Origin of the sequence: Cyclobacterium xiamenense, from assembly GCF_042140265.1 — a bacterium.
In the GTDB taxonomy this organism is placed as follows: Bacteria; Bacteroidota; Bacteroidia; order Cytophagales; family Cyclobacteriaceae; genus Cyclobacterium; species Cyclobacterium xiamenense_A.
Genome location: NZ_CP159481.1, coordinates 2,452,290 through 2,467,650 on the forward strand (window position 1 = coordinate 2,452,290; position 15,361 = coordinate 2,467,650).

14 protein-coding genes are annotated in these 15,361 nt (G+C 44.7%); all 14 read left to right on the forward strand.

What is annotated here, in order from left to right; genetic code table 11:
- The first annotated feature begins 192 nt into the window (after positions 1-192).
- The 14 genes from ABWH99_RS10390 (at position 193) to ABWH99_RS10455 (ending at position 15,298) form a co-directional block, all read left to right on the forward strand.
- Positions 193-1,272, forward strand: coding sequence for a DegT/DnrJ/EryC1/StrS family aminotransferase (locus tag ABWH99_RS10390; protein WP_375586209.1), 1,080 nt, complete (start codon positions 193-195; stop codon positions 1,270-1,272).
- Positions 1,273-1,459: 187 nt separating this feature from the next.
- Entirely contained in the window at positions 1,460-3,199 is a 1,740-nt protein-coding gene (locus ABWH99_RS10395; RefSeq protein WP_375586210.1) for an ABC transporter ATP-binding protein, read from the forward strand.
- Positions 3,200-3,682: 483 nt separating this feature from the next.
- Positions 3,683-4,447 carry an FkbM family methyltransferase gene (locus ABWH99_RS10400; RefSeq protein ID WP_375586211.1) on the forward strand — a complete coding sequence of 255 codons (765 nt, stop codon included), beginning with the start codon at positions 3,683-3,685 and terminating at the stop codon, positions 4,445-4,447.
- 204 nt (positions 4,448-4,651) lie between these two features.
- Positions 4,652-5,335 (forward strand): FkbM family methyltransferase, encoded by a 684-nt coding sequence (locus ABWH99_RS10405; protein ID WP_375586212.1) that lies wholly within the window; start codon positions 4,652-4,654, stop codon positions 5,333-5,335.
- Positions 5,332-6,198: an alpha-1,2-fucosyltransferase gene (locus ABWH99_RS10410; protein WP_375586213.1), complete on the forward strand. Its 867-nt coding sequence runs from the start codon at positions 5,332-5,334 to the stop codon at positions 6,196-6,198. Before ABWH99_RS10405 ends, ABWH99_RS10410 begins: the two co-directional genes overlap by 4 nt.
- A gap of 12 nt (positions 6,199-6,210) precedes the next feature.
- Complete coding sequence (locus tag ABWH99_RS10415) at positions 6,211-6,849, forward strand: acetyltransferase (RefSeq protein ID WP_375586214.1); 639 nt, start codon at positions 6,211-6,213, stop codon at positions 6,847-6,849.
- A complete protein-coding gene (locus tag ABWH99_RS10420; protein ID WP_375586215.1) occupies positions 6,839-7,744 on the forward strand; it encodes a glycosyltransferase in 906 nt (301 codons plus the stop codon). The genes ABWH99_RS10415 and ABWH99_RS10420 overlap by 11 nt, the downstream gene beginning before the upstream one ends.
- Entirely contained in the window at positions 7,741-8,631 is an 891-nt protein-coding gene (locus ABWH99_RS10425; RefSeq protein WP_375586216.1) for a glycosyltransferase family 2 protein, read from the forward strand. Before ABWH99_RS10420 ends, ABWH99_RS10425 begins: the two co-directional genes overlap by 4 nt.
- Positions 8,628-9,473 carry a glycosyltransferase family 2 protein gene (locus ABWH99_RS10430; RefSeq protein ID WP_375586217.1) on the forward strand — a complete coding sequence of 282 codons (846 nt, stop codon included), beginning with the start codon at positions 8,628-8,630 and terminating at the stop codon, positions 9,471-9,473. The genes ABWH99_RS10425 and ABWH99_RS10430 overlap by 4 nt, the downstream gene beginning before the upstream one ends.
- Positions 9,451-10,560, forward strand: a complete 1,110-nt coding sequence (locus ABWH99_RS10435; protein ID WP_375586218.1) for a TDP-N-acetylfucosamine:lipid II N-acetylfucosaminyltransferase — start codon at positions 9,451-9,453, stop codon at positions 10,558-10,560. Before ABWH99_RS10430 ends, ABWH99_RS10435 begins: the two co-directional genes overlap by 23 nt.
- Positions 10,557-11,729, forward strand: coding sequence for a glycosyltransferase (locus tag ABWH99_RS10440; protein WP_375586219.1), 1,173 nt, complete (start codon positions 10,557-10,559; stop codon positions 11,727-11,729). The genes ABWH99_RS10435 and ABWH99_RS10440 overlap by 4 nt, the downstream gene beginning before the upstream one ends.
- A gap of 149 nt (positions 11,730-11,878) precedes the next feature.
- Positions 11,879-12,985, forward strand: coding sequence for a glycosyltransferase (locus tag ABWH99_RS10445; protein ID WP_375586220.1), 1,107 nt, complete (start codon positions 11,879-11,881; stop codon positions 12,983-12,985).
- Between the two features lie 11 nt (positions 12,986-12,996).
- The gene (locus ABWH99_RS10450) at positions 12,997-14,235 is read left to right on the forward strand and encodes a hypothetical protein (RefSeq protein ID WP_375586221.1); all 1,239 of its coding nucleotides are present in this window, start codon (positions 12,997-12,999) and stop codon (positions 14,233-14,235) included.
- On the forward strand, positions 14,228-15,298 hold the full coding sequence (locus ABWH99_RS10455; protein WP_375586222.1) for a glycosyltransferase family 4 protein: 1,071 nt from the start codon (positions 14,228-14,230) through the stop codon (positions 15,296-15,298). Before ABWH99_RS10450 ends, ABWH99_RS10455 begins: the two co-directional genes overlap by 8 nt.
- Positions 15,299-15,361 lie beyond the last annotated feature (63 nt).

The following is a 15,361-nucleotide window of genomic DNA, read 5'->3' on the forward strand; positions in this document are numbered from 1 at the left end:
AAGTCCCCCGTTGGATAGCTTTCTGCTAGAAACCAGCGTGAGGCGGTCCCGGCGGTTTCGCCGAATTGGAAGGGTTTATTACCTGCGGTTATTGAAAAACATCCGGCTTAAAAAAAACGCCGGACTGGAAGCCAAACGGATAGTTCATGCCTCGTATAAAAGTGTAAGTGTTGCTAAAAAGATAATACAGCGATGATTCCTGTTACCAAACCATTTTTACCTCCAAAGGAGGAATACGCCCGGTACCTGGACGGTATCTGGGAAAGAAACTGGCTAACCAATAATGGTCCGCTTGTCAATGAACTGGAACTCCAACTCAAGGAACACTTGAACCTGGATCATTTGCTTTTTGTATCGAACGGCACCATTGCCCTTCAGCTGGCGATTAAAGCGCTGGGTCTCGGGGGGGAAATCATCACGACTCCATTTTCGTACGTGGCAACGACCACCTCGATTATCTGGGAGGGTTGTACGCCGGTGTTCGTTGATATCCTGGGAGACCGATTGACCATGGATCCCGATTTGATCGAAGCGGCGATTACCCCCGATACAACTGCGATATTGGCGACTCATGTCTATGGGATTCCGTGTGAGGTTGACCGGATACAGCAGATAGCTGATGCGCACGGGTTGAAGGTAATTTACGATGGGGCACATGCCTTTGGTGTGCAGGTCAAGGGGAAATCCATTTTCGAATACGGGGATATCTCCACCTGTAGTTTTCACGCTACCAAGCTCTTTCATACCATAGAGGGAGGGGCGGTCATGACCAAATGTCCGGAAACCCTTAAAAAAATGGCCTATTTAAGGAACTTTGGGCACGATGGATTTGAAAAATTTAATGGCATTGGCATCAATGGGAAAAATTCCGAATTCCATGCTGGAATGGGGCTGGCCGTTATTCCTTATCTGGACGAAATTCAGAAGAAGAAGCAAAATCAATTCGTGTACTACAAAGAGCTATTGCGAGGATTAGATGTGAAGTATCCGGAGACGAATCAAATCGAAAGATACAATTTCGCTTATTTTCCGATTATTTTCAACGAGGTCGCTTTATTAAAAAAATGCATGCACGTGCTGGAGGAGAATGGTATTGGCAGTAGAAGGTATTTCTTTCCCGCTTTGAATAACATTGGGTTTACTCAGGGAATTTGCCCTGTTTCGGATCGTATTTCCGAGCGGGTTCTTTGTTTGCCGCTGTACCATTCGTTAACAAAGGAAGAGCAACGGATGGTCGCGAGGTTGTTATTGCGGGTGCAAAATAATGTATAGCCCGGGTTTGTGAATACCGCCTTTGGAAGGAAAGCGCCGGGTCCTGAATAAAGGCTTGGAATGGTAATACGGCAAAAAACCAACTCCTATTTTTTGATGAATCGCTACTCCGACCGTTGGTGTAGCACGCGATCGATGCCAGATTGCTCAGGATTTAGTCGGGTGGCAGGAGAAAAATCTACGGGGAATGAGTAGTTTGAAGAGAATATTGGAGAAAAATATATCAGATTTTAGTTATTTCTACGGTTACTTAGGAAATAAGCTGATCATTTCTTTTTTGTTGAATATTTTAGTTGCTATCCTGGATGGTTTTGGAATCGCCATGTTTTTGCCGCTGATGAAAAGTTTCAGTAGTACCCAGGAAATGGCTGGTTTAGGCAAGCTGAGTTTTATTCTAACCTGGATGGAAACGCTACGCATCCCGATGAACCTAATGGGAATTTTGTCCATCATGCTTTTCTTTTTTGTTGTAAAGGGATTGGTAAAATACGGGGAGGGTATCTACAAGACCCTCCTCCAAAGACAGTTCATTACCAGCTTGAGGCTGTCTCATGTCGAGCTACTAGGTCAGGTAAGTTACCGTTCGTTCGTAGCCGTAGATAGTGGGAAAATTCAGAATACCGTTAGTGGTGAGGTGTATCGTGTTCTCACCGCTTACACTGCCTATTTTCAGACGATTCACGGTGTTTTAGTGGTGTTGGTTTACATTTCTTTAGCATTCTCCGTAGATTTTCAATTTACATTTTTGGTGGTAGTTGGCGGATGGTGCACGAACGTTATTTACAAAGTAATCTATCGGAAAACGAAAAAGTACTCTATCGCTTTTACCCAATCGACCAGCGAATTTCAGGGCTTGTTGATTCAGCACGTGGCCTCGTTTAAATACCTCAAAGCTTCCGGCTCGATCAATAGCTACAAAAAGAAATTGATCGAAAAGATTTCAGAAATAGAAGTCAATCAGATGAAAATTGGCGAATTAAATGCCATCATTAACGCCTTGAGGGAGCCTCTGGTGGTATTCGTGATCGTACTGATGATACTGATAGAAGTTGAATTGTTTGGCGGTGAATTGAGTTTGATTGTTTTGAGTCTTTTGTTTTTTTACCGTGCGCTTACCCATCTGATGAATCTTCAGAATTATTGGAATTTGTACATGGCTTCGTATGGCTCTTTGGAAAACATGAAGGCCTTTAATCGAGAATTGTCGCGGGGAGAAGAGAAGCAGGGGGACTTGGTTTTTAGTGGTTTTCAGAGAAGTATGGATTTTAAGAGCGTAGGTATCGGATTCAATGGAAAGACGGTGTTTAAAGACCTTACCTTTTCGATCAATAAATACGACAATGTGGCGCTATTAGGTCCGAGTGGAAGTGGAAAATCAACCCTGATGAATATGATTTCCGGATTGATTCCTCCAGATCAGGGGGAGATTTTGTTGGATGGAAAAAGACTAAGCGAGTTTGATATTCACACCTTTAATTCCCGCATCGGGTACATCACGCAGGAGCCGGTTATTTTTGACGATACGGTCTACAATAACGTGACCTTTTGGGCCGAAAAATCGGAAGAGAATAAGCGAAGGTTCGACGAGGCATGTAGGAGGGCCTTGATTGAAGACTTTGTATTGGGGCTGGAACTCCGGGAGGAGAGTAGGTTAGGAAATAACGGAATGATGGTAAGTGGCGGACAAAGACAGCGTATAGCAATTGCGCGGGAGTTGTTCAAGGAGATAGAAATCCTTTTGATGGACGAGGCAACTTCTTCTCTGGATGCAGAGGCGGAGAGCTTGATTCAGAAAAATATTGAATCCCTGAAAGGATCTGTAACCATGATTATTGCCACGCATCGACCGACAACCGTTGAAAACTGCAATAAGGTGATTTCGATAAAAAATGGTCGGGTAACGGTTCGGGAAAATGTAGCCATTTAATCAAGGCTGAATTCGTACTCAGGAAAGGGCTGGCTTTGTGATTCCTGCTATCTGCCTGTCGTTGAAACGGTACCTTTCCGGGTGCCGAGTACCGGTTCCCCCCGGCAAAAATGGCTTGTATCCTCGAATCGGTCAGGGGTCTTCAATTACCAGTACGGCGACATTGAATCGGTGTAGATCCAACAAACTATTGACTGATCGAAAAGCGTCTTAACGAATAGAGGTCGATAATATCTATCCGAAAAATGCCCGGTCAATCCCCCTGGAAGGTGTTGGCTGTCTGAAGCTTACTAAAGAATCTTTCGTTCGGCTGGAACTTTCGATGGACGATCTTACCGATGCACCGGGGAAAAAACGAGTAGAAGATTTTTTTTGAACACCATTTTCTCCATCCCTTCTGTTTAAAAGAAGCGATAGGTAGTGGATAGGAATCGTAATAGGTAACGATTTGAAGCTGAAAAAACACAAAAGTCAAGGCGTCAGGTGAATTTTACCAGAAACATAAAAAAGTTATTTTCGTCGTTTGGTTACGAAATTCTTTCGAAAAACAATCCGCACGTTTTACGTAAGGATCCGTTTAACATTAAACGCACCTTGTTGCGGGAGGTCAGTCACCCGGTCATCGTCGATATTGGCGCGTACATAGGTGACATCACAGAATCCTATCGGAAACTATTTCCGAGCTCAAGCATTTATTGCTTCGAACCTTACGAAAAAACGTATTCGATTTTAAAGAATAGGTTTCAAAATGATTCCAAAATCCATACGATCAATGCCGCATTGAGCGATAAAAGCGAAACAGCCAGGTTTTTTGTCAATGAGAATTTTCGAACCAACTCCTTGCTCTCATTGGATGCCGAAACAGAAAAGAGTTGGCCTGCATCGAACTTGAGACACTGTGAAGAAACGCAGGTGCGTACGTACTCGTTCGATGATTTTTCTTTGGGAGGAAGCATAGATCTTGTGCATTTGTTCAAAATTGATGCCCAAGGTTCTGAGCTACAAATACTAAAGGGAGCCCTTCAGGCACTAAAACTTCGAAAAATTAAGATTATTTACTTAGAAGTACTTTTAAAACCTACGTATCAAGAGCAGGCCAAATTTCCGGATATACTTCACTATCTGGCAGATCTCAACTATTCGCTCTACGGTATTTACAATCATTCGTATGCGACCGATGGTAGTTTACGACAGGTTGACGTGCTTTTCACTGAGAACGGGTTTTTAGAAAACGTTTCCTCTCCCTAGCATTTGGTGTACGATTTTCAAGTAACCTCCCCAAAAGACACAACAAATCTGCGAACGTTGCGACATCCGGAATTTTTCCTGCATCAAACCTTTTTGATTATCCAACGAGCCAGCATGTCAGATTTGGTTGACGGGGAATAGCATGTGCTTTCCGGCATCAACTATTCCAAGAAATAATCCGTTGAATTCCATTTTGTTAAATGAATGTTTTCACTAAGTAGTTTACTTCCGAAAAATAAGATCAGTTTTTCTCAATGCGGCGAAGATCTTTTGATAGATTTTGTTTTCAAAAACCTTTTGAGAATAGAGAAGCCGACCTTTTTAGATATTGGTGCGAACGACCCAATTGTATTTAATAACACGTTTCGGTTCTATAGGAATGGGTGTCGGGGTATAAACATCGACCCCAATAAGGAATCCATTAATTCGTTCAATAGAAAGCGAAAAAACGATATTAATATCCACTGTGGCATCGGTCGTAAAAAGGAAACGAAAAAGTTTTATATTTTCGAGAATTCCATGTTGAATACGTTTGATGGAGAGGTTGCGCACATACAAGGCGGAGTGGTGGCTACCGAAGAGGTACAGGTGGAAACCATTGCAAATGTTCTGAGGCATCATCAATTTTCGGCGATCCCTGATTTTTTAAGTTTGGATACAGAAGGTATGGACAAAGAGATTTTGGAGGCTATTTTTTCCGTAAGCGATGAATTCGGCCTTCCGAAGGTCATATGCGTAGAGACCATCAAAAAACTTGGCGCCGGGGAGTGGCAGAAGGACCTGGTATTGGTGGAACATTTGAAGAGTTTTGGCTACATACATCATTCCGATACCTTCATAAACTCCATTTTTGTTCATCCGCGCTTTCTAAAAGTAAAAATCCATTGATAATCGTCAGGCTGAAAAGTGGGCTCGGAAACCAGCTATTCCAATATGCGCTAGGTTTGCATCTATCCAGGAAAAGCAATAGCCCACTTTTTTTAGACAATAGTCTCTTCCATCGGAGCAACAGGAAGCCCAAACTTCGCTTTTTTGAATGCGAGTACGATACCGTATCGAAAATTAAATTACGATTCCTCTCCTCGGATGTCATTCGTTTCCTATCCAAACGGCTTCGTTGCAATTTTTACCATAGCGTTGTCAGGGACCCCAAATGGCAACGCCTGGAACTGACTGGGAGGCCGAACTTAGTTTTGATAGGCTATTGGTCGTTTAATAGCTATTTTGATGAAATACGGAGGGAACTTCTTTCAAACTATCGGGTTAAGGAAGTTTTTTTCAACGAGCCCTATTTGAGGGTACGAGAGCGAATTCAAAAAACGGAGGCGGTAGCTATTCATATCCGCAGGGGAGATTATGTATCGAACAAACAATTCAACGAACTGTTCGGTGTCTTGCCCCTAGAATATTACCTTGCCGGAGTGGAACGGATCAAACGAAAAGTCGACCATCCCCGATTTTTCGTTTTTTCGGACGATCCTGCCTGGGTAAAGAATTTTTTTTCCTTCGAAGAGGAGTATTTTCTGGTCAGTGAGCAGGAGCATTTGGAAGACTATCATGAATTTGATCTGATGAGGTATTGCAAGCACCATATCATATCCAATAGCACCTTTAGCTGGTGGGCGGCTTATCTGAACGACTATGAGGGCCGGGTAATTATTCAGCCCCGGAAATGGTATCAATCGAAACTTGCGCAAGATGCGTATGAAACAAATGAATTTTTATTCATACAGGGTGCCATTCGTATTTAAACTGAAGGAAAGATGATTATTGCCGGTGCAGGCGGGCATGCCCTGGAAGTGTACGACGCGTTGCTTGTTGACCATCCGGAATCCTCGCTGTTCTTTTTTGATAACATTCAACCGGAGCTGCGTTTGTTGCGCAACCGTCCGGTCCTGAAATCGGCAGCCGAGATTCAGGCAAGATTCAGTTCTCGTTTTGATTTCGTTTTGGGTGTCGGAAACCCCAAAATCAGGCATGCCTTGCACGCCTTTTTATCCGGCATCGGTGGGCAGTACCGAGGCATCGTCGGTCAAAACACGGTTCTGAGTGAACACAGTCGGTACGAAGATTGTGATGTTCTGCATTTTACCTATATCGGGGCTTCGGTGTCAATCGGTACGGCGACGCTGGTAAATGTTGGTGTGCAGGTACATCATGAGGCGGTGGTTGGTAGATTTTGTGAAATAAGTCCCGGTGCGATCGTCCTCGGTCGGGCAAGCATCGGTAATTTTTCGTTGGTAGGAAGTGGAGCAGTCATCTTGCCGAATGTCACAATTGGGGACCATGTGGTGATTGGCACTGGTTCGATTGTGACCCGGGATATTCCGGACTTCTCCAAAGTGATCGGCGTCCCGGGTAGGGTGGTAGGTAAAATTAATCCCATGGGCAATGGCCACTAGCAGGGTAAGTGTTTGTATGATTACCTATAATCATGCAAGTTATATCAACAAAGCCCTTCAGGGGATTTTTAGCCAAAGGGTTAACTTCCCCCTGGAGCTTGTGATAGCGGATGATTGTTCCACGGACGGCACCGCAGAGCTAATTCAGGAGGAAATCTCAAAAAATAATGCCGCGATTCAGGTACGATTTATTCGAAACGAACGGAATATTGGCGTAAATAGAAACTTTGTTAATGCATTGTACGCCTGCAGTGGCGATTATATTGCGATCTGCGAGGGAGACGATTGGTGGACGGATACTTCAAAAATCCAAAAGCAGTTCGATTTTTTGGAAAACAACCCCCGGTTTGTCATGAGTTTTCACGCTGCCCGCGCCGTATCTGCAGAAGGAACTGACCGGGGAGTTATACCCTCCCAATCCACGAGGCGGAATTTAGATTTTGGTGCCTTACTGAGTGGACGGCATACCATTCCTACCCTAACAACGTTCTTTAGGAACACCATTGGTGGTAAGCTGCCGAAGGAATTCTTTGAAATCACCAATTGTGATACCTTTCTATTTTTGTTTGTCGCCCGAGGTGGCGATGTGTATTTTCACACGGATATCTCCGGAGCTGTGCATTCCATTCATCGTGGAGGCATCTGGAGCATGAAGGATGCGTACGAGCGATCAAAAATGAGTTATCTCACCTACGCTAAAATCTATGCGTATTTTAAAGACCGAAGGGGTATCGCTACCCTTGCCGTGTTTGTTAATTCGGTTATTATTTTTGCCTTTAAAAAGGGGGATTATTCGGTTGCGTTCAGGTTTTATCTGAAAAATATATACCTATCGCTTATCGATCGGCATGCACGTAGCGTCTTTTTTAGGAAACACGTAAGCTACTTTAAATGAGCGGCAATCTGTCAGAAGAGGAGCCTTTGGTCAGTGTCTGCGTGATTTCCTACAATCACGAAAAATTCATCGAAACCGCCTTGGCAGGTATTTTAAGGCAGCGGGTAGCGTTTAACGTGCAGCTGGTTATTTCCGATGACTGCTCTTCGGACCAAACGCCACAATTGATCCAGAAAATGTCCGAAAATTTAGACTCAAAAGTGGCCGTTGAGGTTTACTGCCAATCTAAAAATCTCGGAGTGATAGGCAATTTTATGTTTGCCCTAAAAAAGTGTACCGGAAAATATATTGCAATCTGCGAGGGCGACGATTTTTGGACGGATGAGGAAAAATTGGCCCTGCAGGCGGCGTTGTTGGAGGAAAACCCGGAACTGGCGGGATCCTTTCACAAAGTAAAGGTTCGTTACGAAGGTAAGCCGTATTTAACCGGCGAGTACGGCAGAGGGGTTCCTTCTATTTTGACTACGAAGGATTTGATTTCAGAGAAATCGTTGATGCATACCTCCTCGCTTTTTTTTCGGCGAGAGGCATTGGTTTTTCCCGACTGGTACCCAACCATGCTGAGTGGAGATTTCGCCCTGGCCTCAATTTTATCCGCCTACGGTGCATTTTCGCGGATCGACCGGTACATGAGCACCTATCGCGTACACGAGACGGGCATTACCAATTCGCATGCATACAATCGGGATAATATTGATCTGAAGATTCGGATAGTAACGCACCTTAATGAGTTCCATGACTTTAGGTACGCGCATGAATTTGAATCGCTCATTGAGGAATTAAGATCAAAAAAAGAACGAAAAACCGGCTTTGTCAAGGCTCTTCGCCGGCGATTGAAAATTGGCCTATTGGTTAAACGACTGAGGTATTGGCTGCATCAGGTATGAAGGTATCTCTCATCGTTCCAACCTATAACCGGAGAGAGCTGCTCCGCGAAACGATTGAAAGCATCGTTAATCAAAGTTATACGAATTGGGAATTGATCGTCGTCGACGATGGATCCTCAGACGGTACGGATACGCTCGTCGGCAATTATTGTGAGCAGGACAAACGCATAGGTTATTTTCAAAGACCATCGGGCATGGCCAAAGGGCCGAATTCCTGCAGAAATTTTGGGTTTCTGCGGTCCGCGGGTGAACTGGTAAAATGGGTTGACTCGGATGATTTACTTGCGAAAGACGCGCTGCAGAATCAAGTCGAAGTCTTTAAGACTAACCCAACAATAAAGCTTTGTTTGGGCTATGGATCCATTTTTTTCGACAACCCATCTTCAACCGATGGATTGTGGTCAAGAAGTAATCGGTCCGATGATTATTTTGCCGACCATATCAGAAGTAAGATACGGTGGCCTATTGGTGGGATTTTGTGGAAACGCACGATTTTCAAGGCTGTTCCGTTTCGTGCAAATTTGAAGAATTCCCAAGAATGGCTACTGCACAGCCAGTCCTTGTTACAGGTCAGGTCGAACGAAATTTATAATTTTACCGACGTCGTTTATTTTGTCCGAAAGGGGCATTTGCGGCTAAGTTCGTCCAATACGGCCGGGTACAGTTTTCATCAGGCAAAAGCGAGAATAGTGCTATTTGTGGAGATGCTTCGTCAAAGACATCCGTGTTTCTTGAATTATTTTGAAGTGATCAAACAGGTCTTGATCAACTCGTTTTATGGTTTTTCTGCTGTTGTAAGGAGCTCAAATCTATTTCCTCGTGACCATACATATTCTGAATGACGAAAAATTTTCTGATTGGGTCATCGATGCTTTCGAAAAGATTAATCCCGGCCGAAACGTTTTTCTGATGGTAAGTGATTCGTGTACTTCGGCGTACCTGAACGATCCGAGGGTGAAATTCCTCACGAAAAAACATTTTTTGGAAGAGGTGATTCCCACGGAGAACGATCTATTCATTTTTTATTACTTGCATCGGCATACCATAGATTTTTTAGTAAAATACCGAAAGCGCAGCTTTAAGAAACTCTGGATCGGATATGGATCGGATTATTACTACTATCTACTACGGCCTCCTTATTATCCATCGTTGTACCGGGAGAAGACTCTTACGTTGTTTAACCAATTTCACCGAAGAAGTCTTTTAAAAAAATGGGGATTGAAAATTTATCAATTTATCTATTTCAACTTTCGGGTCAGACCTGCCCTTTTATCGTTGGATTTTTTCGGGCCGATCATTCCTAACGAGTTTGATCTGGTCAAAAATGCCCACGCATTCGGCAATTTAAAACAGGTTGGGTTTACATTTGGTGATTTGGACTATTTGTTTTCCGCGTATTCGCCCACCAAACAAAAAAGTCAACTACTGGTAAACAACAGTGCGACCTATGCCGGTAACCATCTGGATGTGCTAGCTATCTTGAAAAAGCTGCGTGTGCCCCATAAAATCATCTTGCCGCTCAATTACGGGGATCAAGAGTACCGGAAGTACCTGTTGGATTATTGCGCGCAACATTTTACGGATCAAGTTGAATGCTTAACCCAATTTTTGCCCCGAGAAACGTATTTCAACAAAGTCACTCAATGCGAATTTGTCGTTATGGGGCACTTGAGACAACAGGCGATGGGAAATATCTACGCCCTGCTTTACTCTGGATCCAAGCTTTTTTTGTATGCAGATAATCCGGTTTACGCATTTCTGCAGGGGCTGCACCTGTCGGTGTTTACGATTGAGCAGTTGGAAGATGACCCAAGCCTGATAGCGATTCCTTTAGACCATGCACAAAAAGAGAGGAACCGACAAATCATCTATTCGTATTATTCCAGCGAAGCATCCCTGCAGCGGATTAAAGCGATTTCTAGCCTTTGAATATCATTAGAATTGTCCCGGTTTTGGATTTTGGAGGCGTTGAACAGCGGATCGTTCACACCGTCGCTGGATTTCGTGACTTCACCTCTAACTCCCTAACGGTGTTGGTCCTCGGAAAGGAAGGCAAAGTTTCAGAGGAACTCATGCGGGCTGGAGTGCAGGTATATCATTTTCAGGAGCGAATAAAAATTCCAAATATCAGGTTGATTGTTAAACTCTATCGTGTCATTCGTAGGATCCGTCCGGACCTGGTACATACTTCTGCATCGGAAGCGAATTTTCACGGCTTGATTGCGGCAAAGTTAGCCGGTGTACCGATATGTATTGGAGAGGAGATTGGTTTTCCGAATCACGATTGGAAGTGGCAAAAGTTGTTCAAACTGGTTTACGGTTTGGCCGATCGGGTGATTGCCATTTCCAATTCTGTGAAAACGAGGATTGTCGCATTGGGAGAAGTCGAAGAAGCTAAGGTAGCCGTTGTAAACAATCCGGTGGAGTTGCCGGCAAGTGTTTCGGGCAATGATGCAGGAGGCAGCGGAAAAGTGGCAGGGGCCTCTGTGGCGGCTACCGACGGTCTGGGCATGACAGGAATTTCCTGCAGGGCCGAAAATTCCGATCAAGATTTTTCCAAAGAATTCGTCTTCATTACCGTTTGCAGGCTCGTTCCAATTAAAAATTTAGATACCCTGATCCGGGTCTTTTCCGAGCTTGTTGGTGAAAATCACGGGTTCGAACCAAGACTTTGGATTGTCGGGGACGGTGTGGAAAGGGATCGGTTGGAATCGCTTTGTACCGAGTTATCGCTGAGAGACCGTGTCGTTTTTTGGGGATTTCAGTCCCAGGTACATTCTTTTTTTACGCAAGCAGATTGCTTTGTTTTGCCCTCCTTTTCGGAAGGTTTTTCCATTTCGCTGGTGGAAGCAATGCTCAGTAGTCTGCCTTCTATTGTCACAAATCAAGGTGGGCCTGCCGAGATCGTTGAAAATGGCGTAACGGGTTACTTAATTGATCCCGGGAACCCGGGGGAAATCAAAGAGAAAATGGTTGAGGTAATGGTGACTCCCGGATGGGAACGTGCGATCATGGGCGAACGAGCGAAACAATCCGGGAAGAAGTATTCCGTGGAAAATTACATAACGCGTCTGCAAGCGGTATATAACCTGCATTAAGTGATTTTGGGGGATCGAGAATCGATTTCGGTGGGAAGCCATTCGGTACAATTTATTTCAAAGTCGCTCCCTCCCAGCAAACAGCCCTCGTTTTTTCACGAGGCGAGATCGATGGACGCTTGACCAAGTTTATGGGAAAAATTCGATTATTGCATTGCATTGAAACCATTTCCTCAGGAGGTGTAGAGCGAGTCCGACTCACTTACGCCAGCAAGCTTGATCGGGATACCTACCAGTTGAAAATTGTTTGTACCCAGGCAAAAGGTAAAATCCTTTCTGAGTTGAATCGCCTGGGTATTGAAGTTATCCCCATTGGGACCTTTGCTCATCCCCTGGAAGTCAGAAAATACCAGGCGTTATTGCAGGTAATTCGGAAATATAAGCCCCATATCATTCACGGAGCCGTTTTCGAAGGAAACTCCATGGCATTTGTTGGCAAAGTAATCGGGCGGGTCCCTATCGCTATTTTGGAAGAAACCTCCGATCCCATTGGACGGTCAAAGCGAGCTACCCACCTTCTTTCTTTTTACAGCCGTTTTGTGGAAGCAGTCATTGGTATTTCACCTGCAGTAGTGGATTATTTGAGAAATCAGGCAAAGATGAGCGAATCCAAGGTAACGCTTCTGCCAAACGGATTGAATATTCCCGCTGAGTCAGCGCCAGAGTTCATAAAATCACTCAAAGCTACGATGGGAATAACCGAACGCGATGTGGTGATCGGAGCGGTTGGACGGGTTTACAATCACGTGAAAAGATTTTCCGATATCATTGACGCCCTGCATTTATTGACTATTCCCCGGCTGAAATTTTTATTGGTGGGAGATGGACCGGATTTAGAACAGTTAAGGGCACGCGTAAACAAATTGGGTTTGGAAGAACGGGTTCATTTTTTAGGTTATCAGGAGGATCCGGCGCCTTATTATTCAATCATGGATATTTTTTGTGTTCCTTCTCATCAGGAGGGGTTCGGATTGGTGGCAGTAGAGGCCATGCTTCATAAGCTACCTGTTATTGCTAGTAGGGTAGGCGGGTTAAAAGGGATCGTGGCCGAGGGTGTAAGTGGTTTTTTGGTTCATCCGGGTTGCTACCAGGAACTGGCTTCGAAAATCCGGGTTTTGTATGAAAGTCCGGAATTAAGGAGAAAATTTGGTGAAAATGGCTACAAAATAGGCATGGAAAACTACTCCAGCGACGTATATGTAGAAAATATAGACCGTCTGTATCGACGATTACTTCAGAAAAAAGGGATAATTTAAAAACGAATAATTTGTTAGATATTATTGTTATCGTCGCTTTGCTGCTGGCCCTGTTCAAGTCGAACGAGCGCATAGCGAAGAAGTTTAGGTTGCCATGGAAATACCAAAGGCACTTGCATTACCTGCTGCTGTATCACCTTTTCTTTTCGCTGTTTTTCACCTGGTATATTCTTAATTTCGGCGGTGATTCCCAAGGGTATTGGTACTTTACCATGGAGCAAATACTGATTAGAGGCGATGTGTACTGGGGCCGTTATTTTGGGACAAGTACCACCTTTATTTTATGGTTGACTTACCTGCCAAGCAGGGTGCTTGGTTTGAGCTACCTGACCGGAAATATTCTATTTGGTGCCTTGGGTTTCGTTGGGATCAGGTACCTCTTTGTCATGACTGCGATCTACTTTCCCTACAACCACAAAGTATTGAATTTTTCCTTGTTTCCGATCATCTTTTATTTTCCAAACATGCATTTTTGGACAGCCGGAGTGGGAAAGGATTCTATCTGTTTCTGGGGTATCGCTTGGTTCGTTTTTGCAGTACAGGCGTATCGAAAAAGATGGTGGCAGGGCCTGATTGCCTTGTTTTTTGTCTTTATGGCAAGGCCTCATATGGGGCAGGCATTGATAGCAGGTGCAACAATTTCAATTTTGTTCGGATCCGAAATAAGAAAGGAATACAAAATGGCCTTGGGTGTTTTCGCCTTGGCAGGAAGTATTTACCTAAGTGCCACCACATTGAGTTTTCTGAAGTTAGAGGAATTCTCCCTGGAAGAATTGGGCTCGCTTGCTTCAAAAACTGCCGGATTGTTAGCATCCGGCCACTCGGGAATTGATGTTGCCTCCTATTCGATTCCCATGCGGATTTTTACCTTTATGTACCGCCCGCTTTTCTTTGACGCGCACAACGTCATGGCGCTGCTGAGTTCCTTTGAAAACGCGCTGTATGTATACCTGAGTTTTTATATTTACCGCAATTGGAGTCCCGAAGCACTGCGCGACATGCCGGTATTTTTAAAGACGGGGATCATTGTGTTTATTCCTACGAGTTTGGCTTTTGCCAATAGCCTTGGAAACCTCGGAGCCATCATGCGCATGAAAAACATGACCATGATTTATTTCGTGTTGTTTTGCTTTTACCTCATCGCACACAACAAAAAGCAACGCTATTTGCGCGCACTGGACCGGAAGCGCTTTTTCCAACGGAGACAGGCCATTATCGATCAGAAAAAAGCTTCGTTTCAACATGACTGAGCGGCCACGAAAGAAAATCCTTTTCCTTCCCAAATACCCCAGAAAAGGGGCAAGCAGTCGCTTACGAACCTATCAGTTTTTACCCCTTTGGGCTTCAGAAGGGGTGGAGCATACCGTTTCACCCTTCTTTAACGAAAGGTACCTGGAGGTTATATATGCCGGGCAAAGGCCGAGTTATTGGCAGGTACTGGGATGTTACTGGCGCCGGCTAAAAATCCTGCTTACGGCAGGAAACTACGACCTGGTTTGCCTGGAAAAAGAGCTCTTTCCGTATTTCCCCGCATTTCCTGAATGGTTGCTTTCCCGGTTAAAGGGATATTGGGTCGATTACGATGATGCCGTGTTTCACAACTACGACCTGGGAAAATACGCGCTTGTTTCCCGTCTCATTCCAAAAAAAATTGATCGGGTCATGCGCTGGGCGGATACGGTCACCGCCGGCAATGCCTATCTGATGCAGCGGGCAGAAAGGGCCGGTGCAAAGCGGGTTGTGCGTCTGCCTACTGTAATCGATCCCTACCGGTACCGAAAAAAAATCCACCAACAACAGGATACACTTACCATTGGCTGGATCGGCTCTCCCAGTACGCAGAAGTACCTGAATGCCTTGCTCCCGGTGTGGGAGCACTTGCGTCGGGAATTTGATCTGGTATTTCTTCTTGTCAACGAGAAGACAAAGCCGCTTTTTCCCGGGAATGTTCAAACGATTCCCTGGACCGAATCGGGCGAGGTAGCAGCCCTATTGAGCATGGATATAGGCATCATGCCCTTGCCGGACGACCCTTGGGAACGAGGTAAATGTGCCTACAAGCTGATCCAATACATGGCTTGTGGCCTACCGGTAGTCGCCTCTCCGGTAGGGATGAATGCTGAAGTCGTGACAAATGGCGTCAACGGCTTTCTTGCGCAAACGGAGAAGGAATGGGTGGATGCACTCAGCCGGCTACTAAAGGACTGCAGCCTGAGAAAGGCAATGGGTGAAAAAGGCTTCCAACGGGTTGCCGAAAAGTATACCCTACAGCACAATTTCGTAAAAATGCACGCTTTACCAGCGACACCCTGAAATCAAATCAAGAAAAAATGACCGAATTGAGTCGTACCAGCCCCTTTCCTGTTGGGTTGGTAA